The following is a 24,556-nucleotide window of genomic DNA, read 5'->3' on the forward strand; positions in this document are numbered from 1 at the left end:
GTTTACGGCAAAAACCGCGCTGCCTTTCGGCGCACGGTTTTGCCAACTACGCATGGCAATCTCACCGGACTAAACGCTGGTGAGAGATACATAAAGCTCCGGTACGCAATACCAGATCCGGAGCATCGAGAGAGGCTCAGCCTGTCTCGAGCTCCTTTTTATCCGAACATCGTTACCGTACGGTTAGCAGACGATTAAGCAAATCTAAACATTGCCTTTTTTGGGCAAGTTTTTCACGGATGTGATGTTTTTTTACTTGGCGTCGGATTTTGCCCGCAAATGATTGATGATGCCGGAGAAATCTTCGCCACCATGACCTTCACCGTCGAAAAGCGCGTAAATCGCTTCGGCATGGGCACCAAGCGGCGTTTCCGCGCCCGCACTTTTCGCCGCTTCCTGCGATAGCTTGAGGTCTTTCAACATGAGTGCTGCGGCAAAGCCCGGTTTGTAGTCGCGATTGGCGGGGGAGGTCGGCACCGGCCCCGGGACAGGGCAATAAGTGGTGAGCGACCAGCATTGGCCCGACGAGGTTGAGGCCACGTCGAAAAGCGCCTGATGCGAAAGGCCGAGCTTTTCGGCCAGCACGAAGGCCTCGCTGACGCCGATCATCGAAATGCCGAGAATCATATTGTTGCAGATCTTGGCGGCCTGTCCGGCTCCATCGCCGCCGCAATGCACAATCTTGCCAGCCATTGGCTTGAGGATCGGTTCGCCACGCTCGAAGGCCTTGTCGCTGCCGCCCGCCATGAAAGTGAGTGTGCCTGCGGCTGCACCGCCGGTGCCGCCCGAAACCGGCGCATCGATGGAGAGGTGACCGTGGCTGGCAGCGAGAGCATGCGCCTTGCGTGCTGAATCGACGTCAATCGTGGAGCAATCAATGAAAAGCGAGTCTTTACGGGCCGTAGGCGCGATTTCCTCATAAACGGCGAGAACATGCTTGCCTGCGGGCAGCATGGTTATAACTGCGTCTACGTCGGCCACGGCTTCCACCGCGCTCGCGGCGATCTGCAATCCATTGGCGCGGGCTTCTTCAAGATGCTGCGGCAACAGATCGAAGCCGCGCACCGTATGTCCGGCCTTGACCAGATTTGCCGCCATCGGGCCGCCCATATTGCCGAGGCCGATGAATGCGATAGTGGCCATGATAAACTCCTCCGTATAAGTGCTGTTCAGCGCCCGATCATATGCCTTGCAATGATCACGCGCATGATTTCGTTGGTGCCTTCCAGAATCTGGTGCACGCGCAGGTCGCGAACCAGCTTTTCGATCCCATAATCGTGAAGGTAACCATAACCGCCAAAAAGCTGCAGCGCTTCATTGGCGACATTGAAGCCCGTGTCGGTCACAAACCGCTTGGCCATCGCCGACCATTTGCCAGCATCGTGGGTTTTGCGGTCGAGCTTGCTGGCGGCGGCATAAAGCAGCAGGCGCGCTGCCGAAAGTTCCGTCTCCATGTCCGCAAGGCGAAACTGCAGGGCCTGAAAACGGTCGATCGTTTGTCCGAAGGCTCTGCGTTCACCGCAATATTCCAGCGCCTTGTCGAGCGCGGATTGCGCGCCACCAAGCGAACAGGCACCTATATTCAGACGCCCGCCGTCAAGACCCGCCATGGCGATCTTGAAGCCGGTGCCTTCATTGCCAAGCCGATTTTCCACCGGCACGCGGCAGTTGTCGAAAATGACGGTTCGCGTCGGCTGACAGTTCCAGCCCATCTTGTATTCATTGGCGCCAAACGACAGGCCGGGTGCATCTTTCGGCACAATGAGGGTGGAAATACCCTTCGGACCGTCCTCGCCGGTACGCACCATGGTGACGTAGATGTCAGTCTCTCCGGCGCCGGAAATAAACTGCTTGGCGCCGTTGATGACATATTGATCGCCGTCCCGCGTCGCACGGGTGCGAAGGGCGGCGGCGTCCGAGCCGGACCCCGGTTCGGTCAGGCAGTAGCTGGCAAGCCAGTCCATCGCTGTCAGCTTGGGCAGAAACTGCTGTCGTTGCGCTTCGTTGCCGAATGTGTCGATCATCCACGCAGCCATGTTGTGGATTGAAACAAAGGCCGAGAATGACGGGCAGGCCGCTGCGAGCGCTTCGAAAATAAGCACTGCATCCATGCGTTTCAGCGCTGATCCGCCAACATCTTCGCGGACGTAAATGCCGCCCATGCCGAGCGATCCGGTCTCGCGGAGTGCATCAACCGGGAAATGCTTGTCGCGGTCCCATTGCAGCGCGTGGGGTGCAATCCGGTCGCTGGCGAAGCCGCGCGCCATTTCCTGAATGGCAAGCTGTTCTTCATTCAGCTCGAACTGGTTTTGTTCGGCAGCATCCATGGTTTCCTCCCTCAGCTTTGAAAGTTGAGTACCGCTCCTCTGTTGTGGACTAGAGCATAAGACCGGATGGCTGCCAACGCTCTATTGGAATAATCTTGCTCACATTTGTAATAAACTGATGCGCATTTTTGCATAGAAGGTGTGTCGTTGAACGCTTCGGATGTGCTGTAAAGCATAGGCTGCGACCCAGATTGCCATGGCTTGCCGTTTCGGCTACGCAGGTCCTATGGTACGGGCAATTATGTTTCAGGGAACGGGGTCTGATGTCGGCAAGAGCGTGCTTGTCGCTGGGCTCTGTCGTGTGGCGCGCAATCGCGGATTGAAGGTCCGCCCGTTCAAGCCTCAGAACATGTCGAACAACGCTGCTGTCAGTGACGACGGCGGCGAAATCGGTCGTGCCCAATGGTTGCAGGCACTGGCGTCGGGCGTGCCATCCTCGGTGCATATGAACCCGGTTTTGCTTAAACCTCAGACAGATATGGGCAGCCAGATCGTGGTGCAGGGTCAGGTGCGTGGCGAGGCACGCGGGCGCTATTATCAGGAATTGAAGCCGCAGTTGATGGCGTCGGTGATGGAGTCCTTTTCCATCGTCAGTGAAGGCGCTGATCTCGTGCTGATCGAAGGTGCGGGGTCGCCCGCGGAAATCAACCTTCGGGCGGGCGACATTGCGAATATGGGTTTCGCAACGCAGGCAGATGTGCCGGTGGTGCTGGTCGGCGACATTGATCGGGGCGGGGTGATCGCCTCTCTGGTCGGAACCCATACAATTTTGTCGGACGAAGACCGCGCCATGGTGCGCGGTTTCATCATCAACAAGTTTCGTGGTGATATTTCTCTGTTCGATGACGGGCTGGAAGCAATCGAACGCTTCACCGGCTGGCGCTCGTTCGGTGTGGTTCCGTGGCTAAAGGCGGTTTCCAGATTGCCTGCCGAGGATTCGGTGGTTCTGGAGCGCGCCGTGCGCAGTGCTGACAAGGCGCTAAAAGTTGCGGTGCCGATGTTGCCGCGCATCGCCAATTTTGACGATCTGGACCCGCTGAAAGCCGAGCCTGCGGTGGAGGTGGTCATGGTGCCGCCCGGTACGTCTCTTCCGCCCGATGCCGGGCTGGTTGTACTGCCGGGAACGAAATCCACGATCACCGATCTGCTGGCTTTCCGTGAAAACGGTTGGGATCGCGATCTGGTACAGCACGTGAAGCGGGGCGGACATGTGCTGGGTATCTGCGGCGGGTTTCAGATGCTGGGGCGCAGCATCCATGACCCGCACGGTATCGAAGGGCAGGTGCGCGAAGCAGAAGGGCTGGGGCTGCTCGACATCGAGACGGTCATGGAGCCGGAAAAAGTCGTCCGCAATGTGAAGGCGACTTCGCTGCTCTATGATGCGCCGCTCGAGGGATATGAAATTCATGTTGGCCGCACGACAGGTGCGGATATGTTCAGGCCTTTCGCGCGCATCGAAAATCATGATGACGGTGCGATATCTGCCGATGGCCGCATCATGGGCACTTATTTACATGGTGTTTTCGGTGCGGATCGTTTTCGGCAGCAATTTCTCGCAGCGCTAGGTGTTGAGGGCGGAATAGGCAATTACCGCCTGAGCGTCGAAGCGGCGCTGGATGAACTGGCGGAAGGGCTGGAAGCCTGTCTCGATATCGATGCGTTGTTTTCGCTGATCTGACACAACTGTACTCGTTCAGTCTCGATAGTTTCACGTATCAGGGCTATTTTTTGGTCTGATATGACAATAAATCTTAATTATATATAAATTTCAGATAATTCTAATATACTGTATCGTATAAAAATTTATACTGGCATTTTTACCATCTCGTTTCATTCAAAATATATTTAAAATTATAATGAGGCTATTTTGATATTGAGGTTTTTATATCAAAATCCTCATATTGTTTTTCGCCGTCATCTCTACGTATATTCACTCTTGGCGGTCAATGCATTGTTCATTGTTTCGCCTCAGGTCGATTTGATTACCAGCCGATATTTTTTCAAACACGGGGATTTTTCCGCGTCGAATTCACCGGCTTGGGTCGCCCTTAGGGATTTCCACCGTGTCAGTCAGTGTTGGTTGCTGGCTGCAATGCTGGTTTTGATCGGTTTCTACGCGTTGTGGCGGCGCCCCATCCTTTCTATCGCCCCTCACAAGGTGCTTTATGTGCTTCTGACCTTTGCGCTTGGCCCAGGCATCGTAACGCAAAGCCTGAAGTTGCTGATCGGAAGAGCGCGGCCACGACATCTGCTGGAATTTGGCGGCTCAATGAATTTTACACCGGCCTGGCAGATGGCTGCGACATGTAGCAAAAACTGCTCATTTCCGTCGGGAGAGGGCGCTGCTGCGGCTGCGATGCTGTCGCTTTTAATATTCGTTCCTGAACGCTGGCGCGTTATGTCCGCCGCGATTTTCATTCCAATCCTCATGCTGATTTCCATGAACCGTGTTTTCATGGGCGCGCATTTTCTATCGGATGTGGTGATCGCATGGAGTTTGGTGGTGGGCGTGATGTTGTGGCTCTGGCCCAGGATCAATGCCAAGGCGGAGACCATCGACCGCTGGGTTCGGCGCAAGGGGCAATTTCTGCGCCCTCGCGCTGATTGACGGCCTATCAGCAAAGGCTTAATGTCCGCGCATGTGACAGGTTTTCGCCGGACGAATCTGGTGAAACCAAGAGGGAATGCGAAGGACGGACCCAATCAGGGCGTTTCTATCGCAGCCGACCCCGCGACTGTAGAGCGGAGAGGAATGAAGCCAAGCCGGGCAACCGGCAGCCACTGGAACATCACGTTCCGGGAAGGCGGTGACATTACCGACGACCCGCGAGCCAGGAGACCTGCCTGTTGCAGAAGGGTATTTTACCCGCGCCCCATGGGAGGTTTTTCCCTGCTGCCTGCACGGAGGTTGTCATGGCTGCACGTATGAATAATTCTGTCTCCGCTACTATTCCCCTGCCTTTGGCTGCGCGCCTCGGTACGGCGGTGGTCTCCCTGCTTCTCGGCGCGTTTCTTATCTATGGCGTTGGCATTGCGCATTCGGATGCGCTGCACGATTCAGCGCATGATACCCGCCATTCTTACGGTTTTCCCTGCCATTGATGCTTTGCATCGACATTGTGAGCCGCGCCCTTGGCCGGTTTGCATGGGGAAATGACCATATGTCTGTTTTTCTAGGAAGCTGACATTGCAGAGCGTCGGATAGCGTTTGCTACCGACGGGCTTTGCAGCTGGGGAATTGAAATGTTGATCCGTTATCTCTTGGCCACGCTTGCTGCGGGCCTTCTGGCAGGGCTTCTGGTGACGCCTGCCATGTATCTCAAAACCGTGCCGCTGATCATTCAGGCGGAAGTTTACGAAGAGGCGGGCGGCGGCCATAGCCACGGACCGGCGGAAGCCGCGCCGCATGAACACGCCGCTGAGACGCCTGCCCATGACCATGCGACAACTGCCGCGCCGGAGGAAGAAGGAGCCGGAGCAGAACTGCCTTTCGGTCGCCTTGGCAATACAATCCTCGCCAATCTTGTTGCGGGTGCCGGTTTTGCACTGCTGCTTGGCGGTATCGCGCTGCTGATTGGTCGCCCGATCACCGTGCAGAACGGGCTTTACTGGGGCATGGCCGGTTTCTTTGCGGTGGCATTCTTGCCTGCGCTCGGTCTGTCGCCGGAACTGCCAGCCATGCCTGCCGACGATCTTGCAGAGCGCCAGCTTTGGTGGATTTCGACGGTTGTTCTCAGCGGCGTCGGCCTTTATCTCATCGTGCTGCGCGGAGAAATCTGGGCAAAACTGCTCGGCCTCATCGCCATTATTGCGCCGCATCTCTATGGCGCGCCGCATCCTGAGGATATTGCGTCGCCTATTCCGTCGCTGCTTGCGTCGCAATATGCGGTCGCCTCGCTGGCGACGAACCTGTTCATGTGGGCGGTGATTGGTCTGGCGCTTGGCTGGTTCATCCAGCATTACGCCTCATCGGAACTGGAAGGCTGAAAGCATGGCTCTGCCCGGAAAAATAACCTTTGTTCTTGGCGGAGCCCGTTCAGGCAAATCGTCCTATGCCGAAAAACTGGTTGAAGCCTCCGGGCTTCAGCCGGTCTATCTGGCGACTGGTCGGGCCTTCGACGGAGAAATGGAAAGTCGCATCGCGGTGCATCGCGACCGGCGCGGCACGCAATGGCAAACAGTCGAAGAGCCGTTCGAGCTGAAGGGCGCGCTTTTGCAACAGGCACAATCGTCCAGATTTGTGCTGGTTGACTGCCTGACCTTGTGGGTCACCAATCTCATGATGGCCGAACGCGACATTGCTGCGGAAGGGCGTGATCTGGTGACCGCGCTTTCTGAGCTGGGCGGGCCGGTTGTTTTCGTCTCCAACGAGGTGGGTCTTGGCATCGTGCCGGAAAACCGCATGGCGCGGGAATTTCGCGATCATGCAGGCTTTTTGCATCAGGCCATCGCTGCGGCGGCAGACGAAGTTTATTTCATGGCGGCGGGCTTGCCGCTCAAGATGAAGGGATAATTTTATGCAGGGCCAAAAGATACCGGCGACCGTGATTACCGGGTTTCTCGGATCGGGGAAGACCACGATGATCCGCAATCTGCTTGAAAACGCCAATGGCAAGCGCATTGCGCTGATCATCAATGAATTTGGCGATCTTGGTGTCGATGGCGGTATTCTGAAAGGTTGCGGCATCGAAACCTGCCGCGAGGAAGATGTGATCGAACTCAACAATGGCTGCATTTGCTGCACCGTTGCGGACGATTTCATCCCGACCATGACCAAGCTGCTCGACCGCGCGGATCGCCCGGATCACATCGTCATCGAGACCTCCGGCCTCGCTTTGCCACAGCCGCTTGTGGCTGCCTTCAACTGGCCGGAAATCAAGACGCAGGTGACTGTGGATGGTGTGGTCACGGTGATCGATGCCGCCGCTGTCGCCGAAGGCCGCTTCGCTGATGATCATGACAAGGTGGATGCGCAGCGCGCCGCCGATGAATCACTGGACCATGAAAGCCCGCTGGAAGAGCTGTTTGAAGATCAGATTCATGCGGCCGACTTGATCGTGCTCAACAAGGCCGACCTGATCGATGCCTCAAGCCTCGATAGCGTGAAGGCGGATGTTGCCGAGCGCTCGTCGCGCCGCGTCAACATGGTGCCTGCAAGCTTCGGCAAGCTTGGCGCTGATGTGCTGCTTGGTCTTGGCGTTGGTACGGAAGACGATATCGCCAACCGCAAGTCGCATCATGAAATTCATCATGCCGATGGTCACGAGCATGATCATGATGAATTCGAGAGCTTTGTGGTCGAGGCCGGTTCCGTGTCGGACCCGAAGGCTTTTGCCGAAGAGCTGAAGACCATCATCGCCGACCATGATGTTCTGCGCCTCAAGGGCTTTGTCGATGTGCCCGGCAAGCCGATGCGTCTAGTGGTGCAGGCTGTCGGCCCGCGTATCGAGCATTACTTCGACCGCCCATGGGGCAAGGATGAAGCCCGTTCGACGCGTCTCGTTGTCATCGGCCTGCATGAGATCGATGAAACCGCCATTACCAAGGCCGTGAAAGACGCAGTTTTGTAATGCATCTTCTGCTTGCCCAGAAAGGAACGATCAGCGACGGCAATGAGGCCGTCGATCTCGGCCAGACGCCCGGTGACATTCTGTTCCTTTCCGCCGCCGACACGGAGCTGGCCAGTCTTGCGCAGGCGCACCGCGCTGAGCCAAACGGGCCAAGCCTGCGGCTCGCCAGTTTTCTGAGCCTGACGCATCCTATGTCCGTCGATGCTTATGTCGAGCGGACGGTGCGTCATGCAAAGCTGATTGTCGTGCGCATTATCGGCGGTGAAACCTACTGGCCCTATGGGCTGGAAGCACTTCATGCCTGCGCTGTGAACAACGGCGTCAAGATCGCGGTGCTTCCGGGCGACGACAAGCCGGATCATGGGTTGGATCGCTTTTCGACGGTTGCAAACGCTGACCGTGACGCGTTGTGGCGCTATCTGATTGAGGGCGGCGCTTCCAACATGCGCGCTTTCCTCGATTATTGCGCCGCGCTGATCCACGGCGGCGAAAAGCCAGCCGAAGCCGCGCCACTGCTCAAGGCGGGGCTTTGGTGGCCGGGCGAGGCGGTGGTTTCGCTCGATCTCATCAGCAGTCGTTGGATCGAGAATGCACCCGTTGCGGCAATCGTCTTCTATCGCGCGCTGGTGCAAAGCGGCCAGACTCAGCCGGTTGAAGCACTAATTACGGGTTTGCAGGCGGAAGGCATCAACCCGCTGCCTCTGTTCGTCTCCAGCCTCAAGGACCGGCTGTCCGCTGCCGTGGTGGACGGTGTTTTCGAAGATTGCGCGCCGGATATCGTGCTGAACGCGACCGGCTTTGCCATTTCGTCGCCAGGTGCTGAGCGCAAGCCGACGGTACTCGACAAGCGCGGCAACATGGTTTTGCAGGTGATTTTTTCGGGCACGCCAAAGGCGGTCTGGCAGGCATCGCAGCAGGGACTGCTGGCCCGCGATCTCGCCATGAATGTTGCCTTGCCGGAAGTGGACGGGCGCGTCCTGTCGCGTGCGGTTTCGTTCAAATCGGCGCGGCAGTTCGATGCGGCGGTGGAGGCGAATATCGTCACCCATGAGCCCGATGAAAACCGCGTGACTTTTGTTGCGAAACTCGCGGCGAACTGGGTCCGACTGAAGCGGAAGAAGGCCGGGGAACGCCGTGTGGCGTTAATCCTCGCCAACTATCCCAACCGTGACGGGCGGCTTGGCAACGGTGTCGGTCTGGATACGCCTGCCGGAACGGTTGAGACGCTCAGGGCCATGGCCGATGCGGGCTATCAGACTGGCGAAGTGCCTGCTGATGGCGATGCGCTGATGCAGCTTTTGATGGCAGGGCCGACCAATGCCGCGCGCGATGGGCGCGAGATTCGCGAAACCATTTCGCTCAATCAATACAACGACTTTTTCAAAAAGCTTCCCAATGCGATTCAGGCGGAAATCACCGCCCGCTGGGGCGAGCCGGAAAGCGATCCATTCTACGACCGGGAACGCATTGCTTTTGCGCTGCCGCTGATGCGGCTTGGCGAAACGCTGACCGGCATTCAGCCCGCCCGCGGCTACAATATCGATCCGAAGGAAAGCTATCATTCGCCGGATCTGGTGCCGCCACATGGCTATATCGCATTCTATGCTTATTTGCGCGCCGTGGCGAATGTCGATGCCATTGTTCATATGGGCAAGCACGGCAATCTCGAATGGCTTCCGGGCAAGGCGCTGGCGCTGTCGGAACACTGCTATCCGGAAGCTGTGTTCGGGCCCACGCCGCATATCTATCCGTTTATCGTCAACGATCCGGGCGAGGGCACACAAGCGAAGCGCCGTGCGGGTGCGGTGATTATCGATCACCTGACGCCGCCTTTGACCCGCGCCGAAAGCTACGGCCCGCTGAAAGATCTCGAAGCGCTGGTCGATGAATATTACGAAGCCTCGGGCGTCGATCCACGCCGTTTGTTGCGGCTCAAGGGGCAGATTCTCGATCTGGTGCGCGATATCGGCCTCGACCGCGATGCGGGCATTCACGACCATGACGATGAAGATATGGCGCTGCAAAAGCTCGACGCCTATCTCTGCGATTTGAAGGAAATGCAGATCCGCGACGGGCTGCATATTTTCGGGCAAGCGCCTCAAGCGCGGCTTTTGACCGATCTTCTGGTGGCGCTGGCCCGTGTTCCGCGTGGTGTGCCGGTTTCGCTTGGCGGGAGTGCCGGTGACCAGAGCTTGCAGCGCGCCATTGCGGCTGATGCGGGGCTGGATGAAGGTTTCGATCCGCTGGATTGCAACATGGCCGATCCGTGGACAGGGCCGAAGCCGGAATTGCTGGCCGAGGTTAGTCCGGCGACTTGGCGCATCACGGGCGATACGGTGGAACGTATTGAACTTCTGGCAGCAAAGCTTGTCTCGGGCGAGCAGGCTTGTCCGCAAGACTGGCAACAGACGGGTGCCGTGTTGCAAGCGATCGTCGATCATCTGCGCCCCAGCGTTCTTGCCTGTGGCCCCGCAGAAATCGAAGGACTGTTGGCTGCGCTCGATGGGTGCTTCGTGCCGCCGGGACCATCCGGCGCGCCAACGCGCGGACGGCCCGATGTCTTGCCAACAGGGCGTAATTTCTTCTCGACTGACAGTCGTGCGGTGCCAACACCTGCCGCGTGGGAACTCGGACGCAAATCGGCGGAACTGTTGGTTACCCGCTATACGCAAGACCATGGCGAATGGCCGACCTCCTTCGGTCTCACGGCTTGGGGCACATCCAATATGCGCACTGGCGGCGACGACATTGCGCAGGCGCTGGCGCTGATCGGCGTCAAGCCGGTCTGGGATATGGCCTCGCGGCGCGTCACCGGCTACGAAATCGTGCCGCCCGCTATGCTTGGGCGTCCGCGTGTGGACGTGACCTTGCGCATATCGGGCTTTTTCCGTGATGCGTTTCCCGAACAGATCGCCTTGTTCGACAAGGCCGTGCGTGCGGTGGGAGCGCTCGCCGAAGACGCGGAAGACAATCCGATTGCGGCGCGCATGGCGGCAGAGCAGGTGCGTCTTGTGGCCAGTGGAGTCGATGAAAAGACGGCGCAACGCCGTGCAGGCTATCGCGTGTTCGGCTCGAAGCCCGGTGCCTATGGCGCTGGATTGCAGGCGCTGATCGACGAAAACGGTTGGGTTGGGCGCAACGATCTGGCGGAAGCCTGGCTTGTCTGGGGCGGCTATGCCTATGGCGCGGGCGAGGAGGGGCAGGCAGAGCGTGGCCTTCTCGAAGAGCGCCTGCGTTCGGTGCAGGCCGTCGTGCAGAATCAGGACAATCGCGAGCATGATCTTCTCGACAGCGACGACTATTACCAGTTCGAAGGCGGTATGGCCGCGACGGTGGAAAACCTGACCGGTGCCATGCCAACGGTTTATCACAACGATCATTCGCGACCGGAAAAGCCGGTGATCCGCACGCTTGAGGAAGAGCTTTCGCGGGTGGTGCGCGGACGCGCCTCAAACCCGAAATGGATCGCGGGCGTGATGCGCCACGGCTATAAGGGGGCGGCGGAAATCGCAGCGACGGTCGATTATCTGTTCGCCTTTGCGGCGACCACCGGAAAAGTCGGGAACCATCATTTCGAGGCGGTCTATCAGGCCTATATCGCCGACAAGGCGGTGCATGATTTCATGGCTGAAAAGAACCCGGCAGCGCTGGCGGAAACCGCCGCGAAGCTGAACGATGCCATCGAGCGCGGTTTCTGGACGCCGCGTTCGAATTCAGCGCGGTTCATATTGGAAAATCTTCAGAAGTTGAATCCGGAAAGGGCGACAAATGGCTGAGAAATCTGAAAAACTTCTGTCGATGACGGAAGAAGAGCTGAATGCGCGCCATGCCGACAAGATGCGCAAGAAGAAGGCCGCGCGCGACAAGATACAAGCCACCAAGACCGAGGAAAAGGGTCTTGTGATTGTCCATACCGGCAAGGGCAAGGGCAAATCCACTGCCGGTTTTGGCATGGTGTTCCGCGCGCTCGGTCACGGTATGAAGATCGGCGTTGTGCAGTTCGTCAAAGGATCGTGGGACACCGGCGAACGCTGGGTTCTGGAAAAATTTCCCGATCAGGTGACGATTTCGGCACTGGGCGAAGGCTTTACCTGGGAGACGCAGGATCGCAGCCGCGATATTGCCATGGCGCGTGGCGCATGGGAGCAGGCCAAGGCCATGATCATGGACGAAGAGATCGACATGGTGCTTTGCGACGAACTGAATATTGTTCTGCGCTATGATTATCTGCCCGTGGAAGAGATCATCGAAGTGCTGAAAGCCAAGCCGGAAATGAAGCACGTCATCGTGACTGGTCGGAACGCAAAAGATGAGCTGATAGAGGTGGCCGACCTTGTCACGGAGATGGAAATGATCAAGCATCCGTTCCGTTCGGGCGTGAAAGCCCAGAAGGGGATAGAGTTCTGATCATGTTAGCAAGCTGGCAGTTCTGGGCGTTGATGTCGGCGGTATTCGCCGCGCTGACCGCGATTTTCGCAAAGGTCGGCATTCAGGGCATCAATTCGGACTTTGCAACACTGGTCCGCACCTTTGTTATTATCGGCGCGCTGTGCCTGTTTCTGACGATCACCGGCCAATGGCAAAGGCCGGGTGAGATTTCTGCCAGGTCGTGGCTGTTTCTCGTCCTGTCCGGTCTGGCGACTGGCGCGTCCTGGCTTGCCTATTTCCGCGCCTTGCAAATTGGCGATGCGGCGCGCGTCGCGCCGGTCGACAAGCTTTCGGTGGTGCTTGTTGCGCTGTTCGGCGCTGTGTTTCTCGGTGAGCGCATGTCGACTATCAACTGGTTCGGCATCGTGCTGATCGGCTGTGGCGTGGTGCTGGTGGCGCTACGGGTTTAGAACCCAACCCATTGCCGGAGCGGATTGGTCGGGTCCATCAGAAGGCGCACAGCCAGAGCGAGGCTGACCACGATCAACAGCGGCTTGATCATGCGCGATCCAACCTTCATCGCCAGACTTGCGCCAATCTGCGCGCCGATGAACTGCGCAATGCCCATGCAGATACCGATTTTCCAGTTGATGACGCCGACAGCCGCAAAAGTCGCAAAGCCGCCGACATTGGAGGCGCAGTTCAAAAGCTTCGTATGGGCTGTCGCTTTCAGCACGCCGTAGCCCGCCAGCGCCACGAAAGCCAGCATGAAAAACGATCCGGTGCCCGGACCGAACACGCCGTCATAAAAGCCGATCAGCGGCACGATGGTCATGCCGAACAGGAACGGGCCGATGCGGCGGGAACGGTCGATATCGCCGATATTTGGTTTCAGCGCGAAATAAAGGGCGATTGCCATCAACAGCAGCGGCAGCGCGGCGCGCATGATTGCGACCGGCAGAACTGTTGCGAGCAGTGCGCCGAAAACCGAACCGACGAGTGAAGCAAGCGCTTCCTGCCATTGCTCGCGAATGTTCACGTAACCCTTGCGGGCATAGGCGATTGTCGCCGAAGACGAGCCGAACAGGCCCTGCAACTTGTTGGTGCCAAGCGCTTCCACCGGAGGAATGCCCGCAAGCAGCAAGGCGGGAATGGTAATCATGCCGCCACCGCCGGCAATGGAATCGATGATGCCAGCGATGAACGCGGCAGCCGTCAGGAGCAGGGTGAGTGTATCGAAGAATTCTAGCATGGAGAGGGTCCGGGAACTGATGTCGCAACATAACGTTGTTTTCCCGATCCGCCAGCATTAATGATGTGCTTCTAACCACGAACCCGGAGGGGCGCCTATGAGCGAAAGCATCTTCGACCGCATTAGCGCATTTTTGAACAAGAAGAGTGCCGTGCAGCGTGTTGCCGATGATCCGGCGCTGGCTTCCGAATTGCTCCTGCTTCTGCACGTTGTGTTCGCCGATGGCGACCAGCATCCGGCGGAAATTGCTGCCTTCAAGGAAATCGCCTTCAAGAATTTCGGCATCGCGGCGGAAGATATTCCGGAAGTGGCCGAATATCTGAAGGATTTCGCTTACGAAACCACCACCAAGCAGGCCGCCAACATGCTGGCCGAAATGGCGCCCGAACGGCGTCTGTCGTTGTTGCGCGATCTGATGACGATTGCCTGCGCCGATAATCGCATCGATAAATCGGAAACGGTGCTGATCCAGCGTGTTGCCGATGTGCTGGGCATCAAGCGCGAGGAATTGCAGCAGGCGCAACGGGGCTCGCCCTGTGGGGCGTGAGGCGCGGCTTGCCGTTCTGGGGATGGGCAGTTCTTCAGGGGCGACGCTTGGCGAACTGATGGCGCTTGCGGGCACTGTCCTATCCCAGTGTGGTCTGCGCAAACCCGATATGATCGCGACACTGGCATCGAAAGCCGGTGATTCCGTTTGGGCGGAACTTGCCGCTCATTACGATTGTGCTTTGCGCTTCTTCGAGGCGGGGCGTCTGGAAGAAGAAACGCCGCGTCTCGTCAATCCTTCCGAAGCAGTGTTCCGGACTGTCGGATGCCATGGCGTGGCGGAAGCTGCCGCGCTTGCCGGGGCGGGGCCGACGGCAAAGCTCGTCGTTCACAAGACCGGCCTGCTGCACGCCACCGCTGCGCTGGCTGTGGCGGGACAAGAAAACAGGTAAGACAAGTGACCGTTCATTTCATTGGCGCCGGTCCGGGCGCGGCAGATCTCATCACTGTGCGCGGCCTGCGGCTGATCGAAAAATGCCCTGTGTGTATTTATGCAGGATCGCTGGTGCCAAAAGATGTGGTTGCTTCCGCTCCCGCCGATGCGCGCCTCGTCGACAGCTCATCCATGACGCTCGATGAAATCATCGCGGAAATGGCGGCAGCCCACGCGAAGGGGCAGGATGTCGCCCGCGTTCATTCCGGTGATCCGTCAATTTACGGCGCGGTCGCCGAACAGATGCGCAGGCTCGACGCGCTGGGCATTCCATATGATGTGACACCGGGCGTTCCCGCTTTTGTCGCCGCCGCCGCCGCGATGAAACAAGAACTGACGATCCCGGAAGTCAACCAGACGATCATTCTCACCCGCACGTCGATGAAATCCTCGGCGATGCCGGAGGGGGAAGACCTCGCCACGCTTGGTCGTTCCGGGGCCACCTTGGTCATTCATCTGTCGATCCGCAATCTTGGCAAGATCGAACGCGAACTGACGCCGCTTTATGGTGCGGATTGCCCGGTTGTGGTGGCTTATCGCGTCGGTTGGCCGGATGAACTCATCCTGCGCGGCACGCTGTCGGATATTGCCGGAAAGATCGAAGCAGCCGATTTGAAGCGGACCGCGATGATTTTTGTCGGGCGCGGGCTCGATCCGAAGAATTTTCGGGATTCGGCGCTCTATCACGAAGCGCACAGCCATGCGGCGCGCTCAAAATCCGAAGTGTAAGCGAATAAGCCGGATTGTTTCTTCCACTGTCTCCGTGACATGTTCAGCCATGACCGGAGGGCGGGCGATCATCATGACGGGCAAAGCGAGATCGCGCGCGGCCCTGATCTTGGCATAAGATGTGTCGCCACCGGAATTGCGACAGACAATCAGCCCGATGCGCTTTTCCGTCAGAAATTGCGTTTCCTGCGCGTGAGTGCCCGGTCTGGCCAGAACAATTTCACACGTCTTTGGTAAGGGCGCGTCGGTCGGGTCGATCATGCGCATGATGAAATGCGCGTCGGCACGGGTTGCGAAAGGCGCGATATGCTGACGCCCGAGCGCGAGGAACACGCGTTCGCCCGCCGGGATCAGTCTTGCAGCTTCTTCTTCATTGGCCACAGTGATCCACTGGTCGCCATTCTGCTGCACCCATTGCGAGCGCTCAAGCCGGAGCAGGGACGTGCCGGTCAATGCGGTTGCCGTCACCGCATTTTGAGAAATGCGCGCGGCATAGGGATGCGTGGCATCAATGACGTAGTCGATTTTCTCAGCCGTGATATAGGCGGCAAGACCGTCAGCGCCGCCGAAACCGCCGCTGCGCACCGGACCGGGCAGAGGTGCCGGATTGGCGGTGCGCCCCGCAAGAGAGGTCATGACTGCAACCGGCCAGGTCGAAAGCTCCTGCGCCAGCTGTGCAGCTTCCGTTGTGCCGCCCAGAATGAGAACCTTGGGTTTAGACACGGGCAAGGATTGTTCCCGCCCGGTCAGTCACGATGATTTCCACATCGACAGGTGCGCCACGGAGAGTCGCGAGCGCGGTTTCCTTCGCCTTGACGGCAATCGGCGTGGCGATATCGATGCCGATTGCCTTTGTCATATCAAGCACTTCCTTGGCGGTGTTCGCAAAGAGAATCCGGTCCTTGAGGTTTCCCGGTGCGCCAGCCTGTTCGGCGATCTCTGCCAGAAAGCTCATGTCCACCTGACTGCGTGCCGAATGCAGGTCGAGCGCACCCTGCGCCAGCTTGGTGAGCTTGGCGAAGCCGCCTGCGATCGTCAGCCTGTCGATCGGGTGATCGCGCAGATATTTAAGCACGCCGCCTGCAAAATCTCCCATATCGAGAATGGCGAAATCCGGCAGATCGTAGATCGCCTGCGCGGCATCTTCCGATGTCGATCCCGTCGCGCCAAGCACATGCCTTTGGCCTGCCGCCCGCGCCACATCGATACCGCGATGAATGGAGTGAATCCAGGCAGAGCATGAGAAGGGATGCACGACGCCGGTGGTGCCGAGGATGGAAATGCCGCCGACAATGCCAAGACGCGGGTTCCACGTCTTCTTGGCGATTTCCTCGCCGTCGGGCACAGAAATGGTGATGACGAGATCGGCAGGGAGGCCGTATTCGGCGCAGATTTCCTCGCAGATTTCGGTCATCATGCGGCGCGGAACGGGGTTGATCGCGGCTTCGCCCGGTGGAATGGGCAGTCCGGCCCGCGTCACGGTGCCAACACCTTCGCCAGCGCGAAAGACCACGCCGGTTCCGGGTGGAGCGGGAAAGACGGTGGAAATGATCGTCGCGCCATGGGTGACATCGGGGTCGTCGCCCGCATCCTTGACGATACCCGCCATGGCGTAACCTTCGCCAAGTCCTTCATAGGCCAGCTGGAAATAGGGCACTTCCCCCTTCGGCAGGATGATTCCAACCGGGTCGGGAAATTCGCCGGTAATAAGCGCCGTCAGCGCCGCCTTGGTGGCAGCGGTTGCGCACGCGCCCGTGGTCCAGCCACGTCTAAGCTCGCTTTTTCCAAGCTTTTTATTGGGGTCTGCGGTTTCGTCACTCATGGATGCCTTATAAAGTATCTGATAGCAGTGCCGCCAGATTTATTAATGGTTGAAGCGAATGAGCGGAATCGGATCGACGACAGAACGGGGCATTGCCCTGCCAGCGATGGAGCCGGGCCATGTCTGGCTGGTTGGCGCCGGGCCGGGCGACCCGGGTTTGCTGACGCTCCATGCCGTCAATGCGCTGCAACAGGCGGATGTCATCGTCTATGACGCGCTGGTGGACGAAGCCTGTTTGTCTCTGAAAAACGAACAGGCGGTGCTGGAATATGCGGGCAAGCGGGGCGGCAAGCCGTCGCCCAAGCAGCGCGATATTTCACTTCGGCTTGTGGAACTGGCGCGGCAGGGCAAGAAAGTCCTGCGCCTCAAGGGCGGCGATCCTTTTGTTTTCGGTCGTGGAGCGGAAGAAGCGCTGACGCTGGTGGAACATGGCGTGCCGTTTCGCATCGTTCCCGGTATCACGGCGGGGATCGGCGGACTGGCCTATGCGGGCATTGCCGCCACGCATCGCGATATCAACCAGTCGGTGACGTTCCTGACCGGACACGATGCGACGGGATTGCTGCCCGACCGCATTAATTGGAATGGCATCGCAAAATCGTCACCGGTTATTGTCATGTATATGGCGATGAAACATATCGATCTCATCACGGCGCGGCTGATCGCTGCCGGACGTTCGCCAGACGAACCGGTCGCTTTTGTCTGCAATGCCAGCCTGCCAGAACAGACCGTTCTCGAAACGACGCTGGCGCGCGCGGCCAGCGATGTTGAGGCTGCGGGGCTCAAGCCGCCTGCCATCGTGGTGGTGGGAGAGGTGGTCCGGTTGCGCGGTGGTCTCGATTGGATCGCCGCCGCACAAGGCCGCCAGCTCGTCAGCGATCCCTTGGATATCAGACGCGGAGGCGAAAGCGCATGAAGGGTTTTATGATCGCCGCGCCCTCGTCCGGTTCGGGCAAGACGACGGTAACGCTTGGTTTGTTGCGCGCCCTGAAGCGGGCCGATGTGGCGCTTGCGCCAGTCAAGACGGGACCAGATTATATCGATCCCGCCTATCACAAGGCGGCAAGTGGCGTGGAATGCTTCAATCTCGATCCATGGGCGATGCGCATGGAACTGATCAGCGCCCTGTCGGCACGGATGACCGAAGGTGGAAAGGTGCTGATCGCCGAGGGCATGATGGGTCTCTTCGATGGCGCGCTGGACGGGCAGGGCTCTTCCGCCGATCTGGCAAGGCTGCTCGATTTGCCGGTGGTGCTGGTGGTGGATTGCGCGAAACAGTCCCATTCCATCGCAGCTTTGGTTTCCGGTTTCAGCCGGTTCCGCAAGGATGTTTTCGTTGCGGGAGTTCTGCTTAATCGTGTCGGCAGTGCGCGCCATGAGGCCATGTTGCGTGATGCCCTGAAGCCGCTCGGCATTCCCGTTTTGGGTGCATTGCCGCGCGATGCAGCGCTGGCTTTGCCGGAACGCCATCTGGGGCTTGTGCAGGCGGGCGAACATGCCGATCTCGAACGCTTTCTCGATCACGCCGCCGATAGGATTGAGGCGCATGTCGATCTTGCTGCTCTGCAGCGCATCTGGTCGGCACCGAAACGCTTCGATCCGATGGCCAACGTGCCGCGTCTTCTGCCGCTCGGCAGTCGCATTGCGGTTGCGTGTGATGATGCTTTCGCCTTTGCCTATACGCATCTTTTCGAGGGCTGGCGCAGGCGCGGGGCGGAAATTTCCTTCTTCTCGCCTCTGGCTGATGAAACCCCGTCGCCAGACGCCGATGCGGTCTATCTGCCGGGCGGCTATCCTGAACTCCATGCGGAACGGCTTGTCGCCGCGCAGAATTTCCAGAACGGTATCAGGGCTGCGGCAGCGCGCGGCGTGACGATCTATGGCGAGTGCGGCGGCTATATGGTGCTGGGCGAGACGCTGGAAGATGCCAGCGGCAAACAGCATCCAATGCTGGGTCTTTTGCCGCTGGAAACCAGTTTTTCCAAACGCAAGCTGCATCTGGGCTATCGCGTTCTGGAGCCATTGAGCGGGTCGCCCTGGCAGGTGCCGCTGAAAGGCCACGAATTTCATTATGCCAGCACCACGCACGAAGGCGCGGCGGACAGGCTGTTTAAAGTCCGCGATGCAGCGGGGGTTGATGTGGGCGATGCCGGGCTGCGGGTCGGATCGGTCGCTGGTTCCTTCATGCATGTCATCGATTTTTCCGGAGACCGTGCGTGACATCCAGCATTGAACATGGCGGCGCGCTCGACAAGGCGATTGCGCGTTTTGGCGGCACATCGGGCGATTGGCTCGACCTTTCGACCGGGATCAATCCCGAGCACTATCCCTTGCCGTTCATTTCAGCCGAGGTCTGGAACCGCTTGCCGGATGAAGGTCTGCTGCGCCAGACGCTTGAACTTGCACGAAACTATTATCGCATACCGGCAGGCGCACCTATCGTTGCCGCACCCGGCACGCAAGCGCTGATCCAGATTATTCCGACTCTGGCGCAACCTGCGACGGTCGCCGTTTTGACGCCGACTTATCAGGAACATGCGGCTTCATTCGCCGCCTCTGGCTGGCAGGTCGCGGAATGTGCTGGCATTGCCGATATTCCCGACAGTGCGACGGTTGCGGTCATCGTCAATCCCAACAATCCCGACGGAAGGGTAATTGCTGCAGATGAGCTGCGCGCTCTGGCCCGGACTTTGGGCGCGAGAGGTGGTTTTCTGGTGGTGGATGAGGCTTTTGCCGATCCGCATCCCGAAGTCAGCGTCGCGGCGCTGGCCTCCGACGAGCCTCTGATCGTACTGAAATCCTTCGGCAAGTTTTTCGGCCTGGCTGGCGTGCGTCTGGGGTTTGCCGTCGCGCAGGCTCGAATCGTCGACACGATCACGCGGCGCTTGGGTCCTTGGGCCGTGCCGGGACCGGCGCTTGTCATCGCTTCCGACGCTTTCGCGGGTGGCGAGACATTGCAGGCGTTTCGCAGGCGGATAGACATTCGGCGTCGGGAACTTTCCGATGTGCTTGCGCGATGCGGATTGTGGGAAGTCGGCGGCACCGCGCTGTTCTCGTTGGTCGCGCACGACAATGCGCACGGATTGCACGGGGCATTGTGCGAAAACCATATTCTCGTCCGCAAATTCGCCTATGCTCCGCATTGGTTGCGCATCGGCCTTGCCAATGACGATGAAGATCTTGCGCGTCTGGAACATGCGCTCATTCAATGTCTCGGAAAAGCAGCTTGAAAAAGTGATTCATGAATCTCGGTTAAATCCATGGAAATAAAGCTGATTATCCTGTCGCTGGCGCTCATCCTCGACCGCGTCGTCGGTGATCCGCCGCAGCTGTGGCACAGGCTGCCGCATCCGGTGGTGCTGTTCGGCAAGGCAATTTCCTGGGGTGAGAAGCGTTTCAACGACCGCACGCTGCCGGACGCGGTCCTGCGCCGGAACGGTATGTGGCTGACCATCGCGCTGGTCGCGGCCTGTATTCTGCTGGGGCTGGCGATCGAAAGCCTGCTGCCCTTTGCGGGCTCTGCCGGGGCCGTGGCGGAAATTCTCATCGTGGCGGTGCTTCTGGCGCAAAAGAGCCTCGCCGATCATGTCGGGGCGGTTGCGCGCGGGCTGCGCGACGCGGGCATCGACGGCGGGCGCAAGGCGGTTTCGATGATCGTCGGGCGCAATCCCGAGCAGCTGAGCGAAGGCGGTGTCAGTCGAGCGGCCATTGAAAGTCTGGCGGAAAACGCCTCGGACGGCATTGTTGCTCCGGCATTCTGGTTTCTTGTTGGCGGTCTGCCGGGACTGTTCGCCTACAAGATGATCAATACCGCCGATTCGATGATCGGCCATCTCAATGATCGCTATCGACACTTCGGGCGTTTCGCTGCAAAGCTGGACGATGTTGCCAATTATATTCCGGCGCGCTTGACTGGCCTTCTGGCCGCGCTTGCAACTGCACCGACCCGGAGCAGGGGAGCAGCAAAGGCAGCGTTTTCGGTCATGCGCAGCGATGCGCGCCTGCATCGTTCGCCCAATGCGGGCTGGCCGGAATCCGCTTTTGCCGGTGCGCTTGATCTGGCGCTCGCCGGTCCGCGTCAATATGGCGAAGAGAAAGTGGAAGGGCCGATGCTCAATGCATCGGGCAAGCGCGAAGCCAACGCGGCCGATATCGACGCGGCGCTGGACCTTTTCTGGGCGACGATGAGCCTGCTGACTAGCCTCGTTATCGTCGCAAGCCTCGCCGGACTTATCTATCGGCTGGTATGAAGCGCGAACCCTCGTAGCGCTGCAAGCGGTTCGGATTGTCTGTCCGCATGCCGTTGCCGTCGAACTTGATCGTGCCAAGCACCGTTTCGAAGGATGTATGGCGCAGCGTGTCGAGCACTGGCTGCTTTTGCTCATCGGCTTTGCTGACGGCATCGGCGGCGATCTGCACCGTTGCATAGCCGGTGATCGCATAGGCTTCGACAAAACGACCCGCCTGATGAAGCGCGTCGATTGCCGGTTTCGCGGTTGGCAAATCCTGCGGCTTCAGCGGCGCGGTCATCAATGTGCCTTCGCTCAAGCGTTGTGCGCCGGGTGCGGCGTCCAGCAGGCTGCTGCCTGCAATGACCAGCGGATAATTGAGCGAAGCAGCACTTGCGCCAATCGCGGCAATGTCGTCGCGTTCGCCGCCGACGTAGACATGGGTGGCGCCAGCGCGCTTAAGGCGGGCAACCAGCGCGTTTTGGTTTTCCAACCCGGGGCGATAGGTATCGGTGAAAACCGGCTGTAGCTGCTGCTCTTTCAAGCTGGCAAGAACCCGGCTTGCGCGCTCACGGCCTTCAATGGTGCCATCATCGATCACCGCGAAGGGCTGGGCGCGCCACAGACTGCCGAGAAAACTCGCCGTCGCCTGCGTTTCCTTTTCCAGTCCCGTGCTCAGGCGGAACACCGGCAGGGGCGTTGCGGCGCGGCGCTCGACAAGGGTTTGTTCGCTGACGCCGGATATGATCACCGGAATGTTGCGTTCGGCCAGAAGCGGGGCTGCGGCTTCGAGAGATTCGGCGCAGAGAAAGCCCGATGCGATGCGGACATTTTGCGCAATGAAGCGTTCTGCCGCCTCCTTGCCACCTTCCGCGTCGCAACGGTCATCGAAAATGACCAAGTCTGTGCTTCGTGTTTCGGCAGCCGCACGCGCGCCCTGCGCAAGCTGGTTGCCCAAGGGGGCGAAAGTGCCCGTCAAAGGTGCCGCCAGACCGATCCGGATGTTATCCGCATACGCCAATCCCGATCCTGCCAGCAACAGCATGGCAAGGCTTGTCAGAGTGGCAATGGGAAGCTTCCCAGACTCAATCACGTTATCGGTCTTCTTTATACAATTCGTGGCAATGTGATCGAAAAGTGGGTAGCGGTTTCCGCGCCTTTGTGCAATGCCCGTAATCTATGCCAGTATTTCGGCTAAATATTACGGTCGGCAACGGATCGATTCTGACGTGCAAACGATAAATAACATCATCTCCAGTGCGGCATCTGTGGAGCCCAAGGCTTACCGCGATGCCATGAGCCACTATGCAGGCGCGGTGCAAATCGTGACGACCGATGGCCCGGCAGGACGGCGCGGCCTGACATTGACGGCGGCCTGTTCGGTATCCGACGCTCCCGCGACAGTTCTGATCTGCCTTCAGAAGGTTCATGAAGACAATCGCCTGTTCATCGAAAACGGTGTCTTCGCAATCAACACGCTGGCTGGAACACATCAGCAACTGGCCGATGCCTTTTCCGGGCGCATCGGGTTGACACAGGATGAGCGCTTCGAACTGGCGACGTGGGACAGGCTTGCCACCGGCGCGCCGGTGCTGAGCGATGCGCTGGCGGCTTTCGACTGCCGGGTTGTCAGCATTCAGGATCATTCGACGCATCATGTGCTGTTTGGCGAAGTGATCGGCCTGCGGTCCAATGCCGATGCATCTGCGCTCATCTATCTGAACCGGCGCTATCACACGCTCGAATTGTGATCGGCTGACTGGAGGGGAGGAGGCAGAATGAAAATGCGATTGAACGCAACAGCGCAGGCTGGACTTGGGGGCATGGCAGCGCTGCTGTTGTCGGTGTCCGTAGCTTGGGCACAAGGGCCACTGCCGCCTTTCAAGGATGATGCCTTCGCCTATCCCGGCGTGTTGAGCAGCGCCGATGGCGGCGACTATAAAATCATTGATTACAACGAGATGCGCGACATCAATGGTCGCGATAGCGTGCCGGAAAAGCGCGTCAAGGACAGCTATGTCTCGCTGAAAGCGCGCGCCTATCAAAAGGATGTCACCTTTCAGACCGCGGCGGGGCCTGTGAAGGCCATGGTCGCTGGCAAGCAGCAGGGGGCATCCTTCATCGTAATCTATCTGCACGGTCGCGGCGGTAATCGCTTGCAGGGGATGAATGATTTCACCTTTGGCGGCAATTTCAACCGCGTCAAGAATTTGGCCGCGCTGAATGGCGGTCTCTATGTCACGCCGGATTTCAAGGATTTCGCGACTACGGGCGAAGCGCAGATTGCGGGGCTGATCGAGGCCTTGAAGGCGTCGTCGCCTTCCGCACCGCTGATCCTGTCCTGCGGTTCGCAGGGTGGTTCGCTTTGCTGGCGCATCGCGTCCAATGAAAAGGCTGGCGGAGAGCTTGCCGGGCTCATTCTGTTGGGTTCGCTGTGGGACGACGGTTTCTTCACATCGGCGACATTCAAGCGGCGTGTGCCGGTCTTCTTCGGACATGGCAGCCGCGATCCGGTTTTCGCTATTGACCGGCAGGAAGCTTTCTATGGGGAAATTCGCAAACGCGCGCCGGGCTATCCGGTACAGTTCCGGCGGTTCGAGTCCGGCAATCACGGTACGCCCATCCGCATGACCGACTGGCGGGAGATGGTAAACTGGATTCTCGCAAAACAGTGACGACAGTTTTGTGGATGCGAATCGAAATTCCGGCTCTGTGGCGTTCCTGCCACTCGACAATCGGCTAAAACCGAATAGTTATCGAAATTAAAATTTTACCTATCCAGCAGACCTAATGAGGAAGACCATTATGTACGGACGAGTCCGCACCGGAGCCCGTTTCCTTGCAATCGCCATGTTGGCCCCGCTTGCTGCCGCCTGTACGACGACCGCGCCGGTTGCCATCACCCCCGGCAAGACCGATTCCCCGGTGCCAGCGGCCAGCTCCTCGCTGCCAAGCTTCATTCCGACTCCGGTTAAGACGGTCGACTATTCCCTGGCGCAGCCTTGCATCACTGCCGCCGCCAACAAGTATTTCCTGCCGGAACGCGTGATCAGCGCTGTCGATTCCCGTCCGGGCGCCAATGGCGGTACGGATGTGGACCTGAAGGTCGATCTGCGCACCGCAGTCTGCCAGCTGACCGCCAAGGGCGGCGTGCGCGCGGTTATCGACACTTCGCCGAAGAGCGCCGATCAGGTTGCCGCTGAAGCTGCTGCCGCCAAGGCCGACGCAGCCGCAGCTGTCGCGCCGAAGAAGGCCAAGGCAAAGAAGAACTGATTCATTA

The 24,556-nt window shown here is 58.9% G+C and carries 25 protein-coding genes and 1 riboswitch; of the genes, 19 read left to right on the forward strand and 6 right to left on the reverse strand.

Features of this window, described 5'->3' with window-relative positions:
• Positions 1–252: 252 nt before the first annotated feature.
• Both mmsB and WIX40_RS01185 read right to left on the reverse strand, forming a co-directional pair.
• Positions 253–1,143 (reverse strand): 3-hydroxyisobutyrate dehydrogenase, encoded by an 891-nt coding sequence (gene mmsB, locus WIX40_RS01180; RefSeq protein WP_109369297.1) that lies wholly within the window; start codon positions 1,141–1,143, stop codon positions 253–255.
• Between the two features lie 26 nt (positions 1,144–1,169).
• On the reverse strand, positions 1,170–2,327 hold the full coding sequence (locus tag WIX40_RS01185) for an isobutyryl-CoA dehydrogenase (protein ID WP_109369296.1): 1,158 nt from the start codon (positions 2,325–2,327) through the stop codon (positions 1,170–1,172).
• 226 nt (positions 2,328–2,553) lie between these two features.
• On the opposite strand from WIX40_RS01185, the gene WIX40_RS01190 reads away from it, so the two are divergent.
• From WIX40_RS01190 to WIX40_RS01230, 9 genes are all read left to right on the forward strand, one after another.
• On the forward strand, positions 2,554–4,005 hold the full coding sequence (locus WIX40_RS01190; RefSeq protein WP_121536348.1) for a cobyric acid synthase: 1,452 nt from the start codon (positions 2,554–2,556) through the stop codon (positions 4,003–4,005).
• A gap of 189 nt (positions 4,006–4,194) precedes the next feature.
• Positions 4,195–4,935: a phosphatase PAP2 family protein gene (locus WIX40_RS01195; protein WP_339438056.1), complete on the forward strand. Its 741-nt coding sequence runs from the start codon at positions 4,195–4,197 to the stop codon at positions 4,933–4,935.
• Positions 4,936–4,956: 21 nt separating this feature from the next.
• Positions 4,957–5,189, forward strand: a riboswitch (cobalamin riboswitch).
• Between the two features lie 51 nt (positions 5,190–5,240).
• A complete protein-coding gene (locus WIX40_RS01200; RefSeq protein WP_109369293.1) occupies positions 5,241–5,429 on the forward strand; it encodes a CbtB domain-containing protein in 189 nt (62 codons plus the stop codon).
• A 141-nt stretch (positions 5,430–5,570) separates the two neighbouring features.
• Positions 5,571–6,314 carry a CbtA family protein gene (locus WIX40_RS01205; protein WP_339438059.1) on the forward strand — a complete coding sequence of 248 codons (744 nt, stop codon included), beginning with the start codon at positions 5,571–5,573 and terminating at the stop codon, positions 6,312–6,314.
• 4 nt (positions 6,315–6,318) lie between these two features.
• Positions 6,319–6,840: a bifunctional adenosylcobinamide kinase/adenosylcobinamide-phosphate guanylyltransferase gene (cobU, locus tag WIX40_RS01210; RefSeq protein WP_109369291.1), complete on the forward strand. Its 522-nt coding sequence runs from the start codon at positions 6,319–6,321 to the stop codon at positions 6,838–6,840.
• Between the two features lie 4 nt (positions 6,841–6,844).
• Positions 6,845–7,897, forward strand: coding sequence for a cobalamin biosynthesis protein CobW (gene cobW, locus WIX40_RS01215; protein WP_121536344.1), 1,053 nt, complete (start codon positions 6,845–6,847; stop codon positions 7,895–7,897).
• Positions 7,897–11,673, forward strand: a complete 3,777-nt coding sequence (gene cobN / locus WIX40_RS01220; RefSeq protein ID WP_109369289.1) for a cobaltochelatase subunit CobN — start codon at positions 7,897–7,899, stop codon at positions 11,671–11,673. Before cobW ends, cobN begins: the two co-directional genes overlap by 1 nt.
• Positions 11,666–12,304, forward strand: a complete 639-nt coding sequence (gene cobO, locus WIX40_RS01225; RefSeq protein ID WP_109369288.1) for a cob(I)yrinic acid a,c-diamide adenosyltransferase — start codon at positions 11,666–11,668, stop codon at positions 12,302–12,304. Before cobN ends, cobO begins: the two co-directional genes overlap by 8 nt.
• A gap of 2 nt (positions 12,305–12,306) precedes the next feature.
• Complete coding sequence (locus tag WIX40_RS01230; protein WP_109369287.1) at positions 12,307–12,735, forward strand: EamA family transporter; 429 nt, start codon at positions 12,307–12,309, stop codon at positions 12,733–12,735.
• Here the strand turns inward: WIX40_RS01230 and WIX40_RS01235 are convergent.
• On the reverse strand, positions 12,732–13,517 hold the full coding sequence (locus WIX40_RS01235; protein ID WP_109369286.1) for a TSUP family transporter: 786 nt from the start codon (positions 13,515–13,517) through the stop codon (positions 12,732–12,734). The two genes, WIX40_RS01230 and WIX40_RS01235, sit on opposite strands and share 4 nt — an antisense overlap.
• Before the next feature lie 97 nt (positions 13,518–13,614).
• Between WIX40_RS01235 and WIX40_RS01240 the strand changes: the two genes are divergently transcribed.
• From WIX40_RS01240 to cobM, 3 genes are read left to right on the forward strand one after another with little or no spacing between them, the layout of a single operon-like run.
• A complete protein-coding gene (locus tag WIX40_RS01240; protein ID WP_109369285.1) occupies positions 13,615–14,064 on the forward strand; it encodes a tellurite resistance TerB family protein in 450 nt (149 codons plus the stop codon).
• Positions 14,065–14,086: 22 nt separating this feature from the next.
• Positions 14,087–14,455 (forward strand): cobalamin biosynthesis protein, encoded by a 369-nt coding sequence (locus WIX40_RS01245; protein ID WP_109369284.1) that lies wholly within the window; start codon positions 14,087–14,089, stop codon positions 14,453–14,455.
• Between the two features lie 5 nt (positions 14,456–14,460).
• Positions 14,461–15,225, forward strand: a complete 765-nt coding sequence (gene cobM / locus WIX40_RS01250; protein WP_109369283.1) for a precorrin-4 C(11)-methyltransferase — start codon at positions 14,461–14,463, stop codon at positions 15,223–15,225.
• Here the strand turns inward: cobM and WIX40_RS01255 are convergent.
• Together WIX40_RS01255 and WIX40_RS01260 are read right to left on the reverse strand one after the other, a co-directional pair.
• Complete coding sequence (locus tag WIX40_RS01255; RefSeq protein ID WP_109369282.1) at positions 15,208–15,954, reverse strand: cobalt-precorrin-6A reductase; 747 nt, start codon at positions 15,952–15,954, stop codon at positions 15,208–15,210. The two genes, cobM and WIX40_RS01255, sit on opposite strands and share 18 nt — an antisense overlap.
• The gene (locus WIX40_RS01260) at positions 15,941–17,047 is read right to left on the reverse strand and encodes a cobalt-precorrin-5B (C(1))-methyltransferase (protein WP_109369281.1); all 1,107 of its coding nucleotides are present in this window, start codon (positions 17,045–17,047) and stop codon (positions 15,941–15,943) included. The genes WIX40_RS01255 and WIX40_RS01260 overlap by 14 nt, the downstream gene beginning before the upstream one ends.
• A gap of 58 nt (positions 17,048–17,105) precedes the next feature.
• On the opposite strand from WIX40_RS01260, the gene cobA reads away from it, so the two are divergent.
• Genes cobA through cbiB form a run of 4 tightly spaced genes read left to right on the forward strand, consistent with a single transcriptional unit; the run spans position 17,106 to position 21,297 of the window.
• A complete protein-coding gene (gene cobA, locus WIX40_RS01265; protein ID WP_109369280.1) occupies positions 17,106–17,963 on the forward strand; it encodes a uroporphyrinogen-III C-methyltransferase in 858 nt (285 codons plus the stop codon).
• A complete protein-coding gene (locus WIX40_RS01270) occupies positions 17,960–19,267 on the forward strand; it encodes a cobyrinic acid a,c-diamide synthase CobB (RefSeq protein ID WP_109369279.1) in 1,308 nt (435 codons plus the stop codon). The genes cobA and WIX40_RS01270 overlap by 4 nt, the downstream gene beginning before the upstream one ends.
• Positions 19,264–20,277: a threonine-phosphate decarboxylase CobD gene (gene cobD / locus WIX40_RS01275; protein WP_339438066.1), complete on the forward strand. Its 1,014-nt coding sequence runs from the start codon at positions 19,264–19,266 to the stop codon at positions 20,275–20,277. The genes WIX40_RS01270 and cobD overlap by 4 nt, the downstream gene beginning before the upstream one ends.
• Positions 20,278–20,307: 30 nt before the next feature.
• Positions 20,308–21,297, forward strand: a complete 990-nt coding sequence (cbiB, locus tag WIX40_RS01280; protein WP_109369277.1) for an adenosylcobinamide-phosphate synthase CbiB — start codon at positions 20,308–20,310, stop codon at positions 21,295–21,297.
• Here the strand turns inward: cbiB and WIX40_RS01285 are convergent.
• Entirely contained in the window at positions 21,278–22,369 is a 1,092-nt protein-coding gene (locus tag WIX40_RS01285) for a branched-chain amino acid ABC transporter substrate-binding protein (protein ID WP_371830789.1), read from the reverse strand. The two genes, cbiB and WIX40_RS01285, sit on opposite strands and share 20 nt — an antisense overlap.
• A gap of 136 nt (positions 22,370–22,505) precedes the next feature.
• On the opposite strand from WIX40_RS01285, the gene WIX40_RS01290 reads away from it, so the two are divergent.
• The 3 genes from WIX40_RS01290 to WIX40_RS01300 all read left to right on the forward strand — a co-directional run bounded on the left by WIX40_RS01290 (position 22,506) and on the right by WIX40_RS01300 (position 24,549).
• The gene (locus WIX40_RS01290) at positions 22,506–23,027 is read left to right on the forward strand and encodes a flavin reductase family protein (protein WP_109370255.1); all 522 of its coding nucleotides are present in this window, start codon (positions 22,506–22,508) and stop codon (positions 23,025–23,027) included.
• 33 nt (positions 23,028–23,060) lie between these two features.
• Entirely contained in the window at positions 23,061–23,951 is an 891-nt protein-coding gene (locus tag WIX40_RS01295; RefSeq protein WP_109370254.1) for an alpha/beta hydrolase, read from the forward strand.
• A 130-nt stretch (positions 23,952–24,081) separates the two neighbouring features.
• Complete coding sequence (locus tag WIX40_RS01300; RefSeq protein ID WP_109369275.1) at positions 24,082–24,549, forward strand: hypothetical protein; 468 nt, start codon at positions 24,082–24,084, stop codon at positions 24,547–24,549.
• The last annotated feature ends 7 nt before the right edge of the window (positions 24,550–24,556 follow it).

The sequence above is a fragment of the Ochrobactrum teleogrylli genome, assembly GCF_037482325.1.
Classification (GTDB): Bacteria; Pseudomonadota; Alphaproteobacteria; order Rhizobiales; family Rhizobiaceae; genus Brucella; species Brucella teleogrylli.